Origin of the sequence: Bradyrhizobium genomosp. III, from assembly GCF_000261705.1 — a bacterium.
GTDB lineage: Bacteria > Pseudomonadota > Alphaproteobacteria > Rhizobiales > Xanthobacteraceae > Bradyrhizobium > Bradyrhizobium ottawaense.
Genome location: NZ_AJQF01000172.1, coordinates 1 through 4,995, shown reverse-complemented (window position 1 = coordinate 4,995; position 4,995 = coordinate 1). Strand labels below are relative to the sequence as shown.

3 protein-coding genes and 1 pseudogene are annotated in these 4,995 nt (G+C 66.7%); 3 read left to right on the top strand and 1 reads right to left on the bottom strand.

The features are described from left to right. The coding region (locus IC66_RS0115415; protein ID WP_038948221.1) for a YcjX family protein at positions 1-1,054 on the top strand (1,054 nt) is incomplete at its 5' end. Beyond that, positions 1,051-2,079 (top strand): YcjF family protein, encoded by a 1,029-nt coding sequence (locus tag IC66_RS0115410; protein ID WP_028140408.1) that lies wholly within the window; start codon positions 1,051-1,053, stop codon positions 2,077-2,079. The genes IC66_RS0115415 and IC66_RS0115410, both read left to right, overlap by 4 nt. A gap of 114 nt (positions 2,080-2,193) precedes the next feature. Here the strand turns inward: IC66_RS0115410 and IC66_RS0115405 are convergent, their stop codons facing one another. Next, a complete protein-coding gene (locus tag IC66_RS0115405; RefSeq protein ID WP_049806535.1) occupies positions 2,194-3,711 on the bottom strand; it encodes a glycosyltransferase family 39 protein in 1,518 nt (505 codons plus the stop codon). 402 nt (positions 3,712-4,113) lie between these two features. Between IC66_RS0115405 and IC66_RS0115400 the strand changes: the two are divergent. Continuing rightward, positions 4,114-4,995 (top strand): annotated as a pseudogene (locus tag IC66_RS0115400) (adenylate/guanylate cyclase domain-containing protein); the annotation flags it as partial.

Below are 4,995 nucleotides of genomic sequence, written 5' to 3'. Positions count from 1 at the left end.
GCTGCTCGCCCTGCCGCTGCTGCAGAAGAGTTTCGAGCAATGGTCGGCGGAGAGCCTGGTCTTGTCGCGCGAGGCGCCGCGCGCGCATCTTGCGGGCGAATGGCACGCGCATCTGGCAACGCTCAAGCCCGACGCGCGAGAGGACGAGCAAGCGACGCTGACGGCCGCAAAACTCTTCACCGATTATTTGCGCGCCTGCCGCGACGAGCGCTTCGCGATGAGCCTGTTGCCGCCCGGCCGCTTCCTGATGCCCGGCAATCTCGCAGGCTCCCCGGCACTGACCTTCGCGCCCCTCGAGGTGCCCGCAGGCGGCCAGGCGCCGGATGGGTCGCTGTGGGCGATGATGGTGCGCCGTTTCGAGGCCTACAAGGACGTCGTGGTGCGGCCGTTCTTCAGGGATCATTTTGCCCGGCTCGATCGCCAGATCGTGCTGGCCGATGCACTGTCCGCGTTCAACTCCGGACCCGAGGCGCTGCACGATCTCGAAGCAGCCCTCGCCGGCATTCTCGATTGCTTCAACATCGGCCGCAGCACGATCCTCTCCAGCCTGTTCCGTCCGCGCATCGATCGCATCCTGTTTGCAGCGACCAAGGCCGACCATCTGCACCATCCCAGCCACGACCGGCTCGAGGCCGTATTGCGCCGCGCCGTCTCGGGCGCCGTTGCGCGCGCGGAAAATACCGGCGCGGCGATCGACGTGGTGGCGCTCGCCGCGGTGCGCGCCACGAGAGAGGCTCAAGTCGCGCGCGGCCACGACAAATTACCGTCGATCCTGGGAACACCGGCCGCGGGCGAGAGCGCCGGCGGTGAATTCTTCGACGGCAATACGGAGGTTGCGACCTTTCCGGGCGACCTGCCCCTGGATCCCGAGCCATTGTTCAACGGCAATGCCGCGTTCCGCGGCCTCGCGACCGAGACCGCCGGGACAAGCGACTTTCGCTTCCTGCGCTTCCGCCCGCCCACGCTCGACCGCGAAGGCTCCGAGCCGCCGACGCTGCCTCACATTCGCCTCGACCGTGCCTTGCAGTTCCTGATCGGAGACAAGCTCGCATGAACGACCGATCGAAGCCACGGCGGCCGGCGACGTTCCGGCTCGACGATCCCGGCGTCGTCGTCACCGAAGCCGACGAGACCAGCCGGCTCAGCCGCGCCACCATCCAGATCACGCCGGAGCCCGATCCCCTGGCGCTTCCGGTGCCAGTTCAAGCGGCGCTGCCGGCGCGCCGCGGTTTTCCCTGGGGTACGCTGTTCTGGTCAGGCCTCGCCGGGCTGACGCTGCTCGGCACCGGGCTCGGCGTGGTGCATCTGATCGAGGACCTGTTCGCGCGCAGCGAAACGCTCGGCTATGTCGGTCTCGCCTTCGCGCTCGTCACCGCGCTTGCGCTTGCGGTGGTGATCGGCCGCGAGGCAGTCGGTCTGGCGCGGCTGGCGACGATCGAGCAGTTGCATGCGCGCGCCGCCGCTGTGCTCGCCAGCGACGACCGCAAGGAGAGCCGCGTCATCGTGCAGGATCTGCTCAAGATCGCGCACCAGAACCCGCAGCTCGCCCGCGCCCGCGCGACGCTGGAGAGCCACACCGGCGAGATCATCGACGGCGCCGACATGATCCGGCTCGCCGAACGCGAGTTGATGTCTCCGCTGGATGCGGAGGCGCGGCGTCTGGTGTCGTCAGCCGCGCAAAAGGTTTCGATCGTGACCGCGGTGAGCCCGCGCGCGGCGATCGACGTGCTGTTCGTGTTCGTCGCCGCGCTCCGCCTGATCCGCCAGCTCGCTTATCTCTACGGCGGGCGCCCCGGCGCGCTCGGCATGATCCGACTGCTCCGCCACGTCATCGCCCACCTCGCCATCACCGGCGGCATGGCCGCGAGCGACAGCCTGGTGCAGCAGATGCTCGGCCACGGCATCGCGGCAAAGCTGTCGCAGCGGCTCGGCGAAGGCGTGCTGAACGGATTGCTGACGGCACGGCTGGGCCTGGCGGCGATCGACGTCACGCGTCCGCTGCCGTTCGCCGCGCTGCCGCCGCCCAAACTGTCGGATCTCGCGACGGATCTCTTGCGGAAGAAGGACGACGAGGCGTAGCTTCTTCGCCTCTCCCCGCGTGCGGGGAGAGGCCGGAGCGCATCGCCAGATGCGATCCGGGTGAGGGGGACTATCCGCGAGTTCAACTGTCACCTCCCCCGCGGAGAGTCCCCCTCACCCCAACCCTCTCCCCGCAAGCGGGGAGAGGGAGAGGAAAGCCAGCACCTTCCACCAAAACAGCGGCGAATCCTTCGACGGCGACAGCTCGGGGGTCCAGCCGGTGAGCTTTTCGATCACATAGGTGTCCGCGAGAACACCGCGCCAGCGGCGCTCGACTTCGCCGAGCTGCTCGCGCTTGGCTGGGATGTTCTCCCATAGCGAGGAACGATCGTCCGGCTCGCGGCCGACATAGATGCCGGCATGGCCCTTGATCCGGTCCAGGCCGGGATCGCGGAAATCCTGGAAGCGGCCGCGCTCGTTGATCTCGATGACGGGCACGCGGCCCCTGAACAGCCAGCGCATCATCGCGTAGGTGCGATAGTCCGTGGTGGCGATCCAGGTCGCGCCGGTCTCGTCGAGCGCGGCCTGCGCCCGCGCGGCGACCTGCTCATAGCCGGCCTCGGCGCCGATCGGATCGATCTTGCCGAGGAGATTCCAGGGCGCTGCGACGTAATAGAGGAACACGATGACGACGAAGGCGATGCCCGAGCCGACGGCTGTCTTGGCCCAGAACACCGACGATCTCAGCATACGGGCCGACCAATCCTCCTTCGCCATCGCCGCGAGGTTCACGGCGGCCGCGGCGAAACCGACCGGCCACATGAACATCGGCCAGGTGTCGCCGACCCGAAGCGTGGTCGACTTCGCGAGGAAATACAGAAACGGCACCAGCACCGCCGTCGACAAGAGAATTCCAACGGGCTCGCGCGCGCGATAGCCGCGCCATGCCGTCAGCACCAGCCCGGTCAGCACCACCGGCAGCATGACGAAGCCGACCAGGCCGAACTGCAGGCCGATAAAGTCACCGATGGTCCGCAGCGAGATGCCGTAATTGGCGGTGGCGCGTACGCCCTGGAAACGAAACGAGGCCCAATCGTGCTGCGCATTCCAGACCAGCACCGGCGAGAACACGGCTATTGCGACCAGCACCGCGAGATAAGGGTAAGGACTGCGCAGCCAGCGCCAACGCCAATCCGGCACCAGCAGAAAGGCGGCAACCGCCGGCGCGAACATGATGGCGGTGAATTTCGACAGCATCGAGAGGCCGGCGAACAACCCGGCCGCAAGCCACCAGCGTCCGTCGCCGCTTTGCGCGAGCCGCACCAGCGACCACATCATTGCCACCGCAAACGGGATCATGGCGACATCGGGCGCGACCTTGGCCATCAGCAGGCCGTAATAGAGCGCGGCTTCCGGCATCAGCACCGCGAACAATACGGCGCGCACATCATGGGTGAGGCGGCGGACGACGTCGGCAAGCAGGAGCTGCGTCACCAGCATCGCGACGATGCCGCCGAAACGGACCCCGAGCGTGGTGTCGCCGAAGATCGCGGTTCCGAAACGGATCAGCCAGGCGATGCCCGGGGGGTGATCGAGGAAGCTGAGCGCACCCTCCTTCGACCAGGTCCAGTAATAGGCCTCGTCGGTGCGCAGCTCGATCGCGGAGGCGTAGACGATGCGCAGCAGCGTCATCGCGGCGATGACGAGCACGGCGATGACGAGGGGCCGGCGCGCGGCGCCACGGGGAAACACGGTGATATCAGGGGATGTCGTCACGGCCGCGCTTTTCGCCAACCTGGGAGGGGGAGTCAATGTCGGCTGTCCAGACATAGGTGTCGTCCCGGGCAAGCAAAGCGCAGACCCGGGACCCATAACCACAGGGAGGGGTTATGGCACGAGCTGGTAACCACGAGTCTTCGCCAAACCCGACCCTGTGGTTATGGGTCCCGGATCGGCGCGCGCTTAGGGCGCGCTTGTCCGGGACGACGGCGGAGTGTGAGGCGCCTTCCCGGGCATGTGATCCCCGAACCTGTCCACATCGGGAATTAACCGCTACGCTGGCTGTTCTCCTTCATGAACTGATACAACCGAATCATGGCCACCGCTGCTGCATCCATCTCCGAACTCGTCCGCGGGACCAGCGTGCGGCAGGTGCGGCTCGTCTGCGGCGTGATCCTGTTCTGTTATGTGATCAGCCATTTCCTCAACCATGCGCTCGGCAATATTTCGGTCGAGGCCATGGAGGCCGGGGTCTACTACCACACCGTCTTCTGGCAGTTCCTCCCCGTCTCGATCGTGTTCTACACCGCCGCGCTCACGCATATGGGGCTCGGCATCTATGCGCTGTATCAGCGCCGGCAGTTCCGCTGGCGGACGATCGAGCCGCTTCAGCTCGTGCTGGGCCTCAGCATCCCCGCGCTGATCATGGGGCACGTGGTCGGGGTGCGGCTCGGCTATACGCTGTACGATCACCAGAAGCTCTATCCACAGGAGCTCTATCTGTTCTTCGTCGCGGCGCCGGGACGGCTCTGGCAGATGACGATCCTGCTTCTCATTGCCTGGGTGCACGGCTGCATCGGGATTTATTTCTGGCTCCGCCTCAAGCCGTTCTTCACGCGCGCCGCGCCCTATCTGCTTGCCGCCGCGGTGCTGGTCCCGACCTTGTCGCTGCTCGGCATCTACCAGGGCGGCCGCAGTGTCGCGATCGAGGCCGATGACGGGGAATGGCGCACGCACAATCTCACGCGACGCCAGGTCGGTACGGTCGCGGAAGGCAACACGCTCGATCGCATCACCGGCGCCTTCACCGTCACCTATTTTGGGCTGCTGGGCCTGGCGCTGGCGGCACGCGGCGTGCGGGCCTGGCGCGAGCGGCGCGGCGGCATGATCGCGTTGTCCTACGGCAACGGTAAGACGGTGCGGGTTCCCAAGGGTCTCTCCGTGCTGGAAGCGAGCCTGCGCCATAATCTGCCGCAT

Excerpts from the sequence above, each read along its gene's own strand:
- IC66_RS0115410 (WP_028140408.1), top strand. The coding sequence starts at position 1,051 with ATGAACGACCGATCGAAGCCACGGCGGCCGGCGACGTTCCGGCTCGAC.
- IC66_RS0115405 (WP_049806535.1), bottom strand. The coding sequence starts at position 3,711 with ATGACGCTGCTGCGCATCGTCTACGCCTCCGCGATCGAGCTGCGCACC.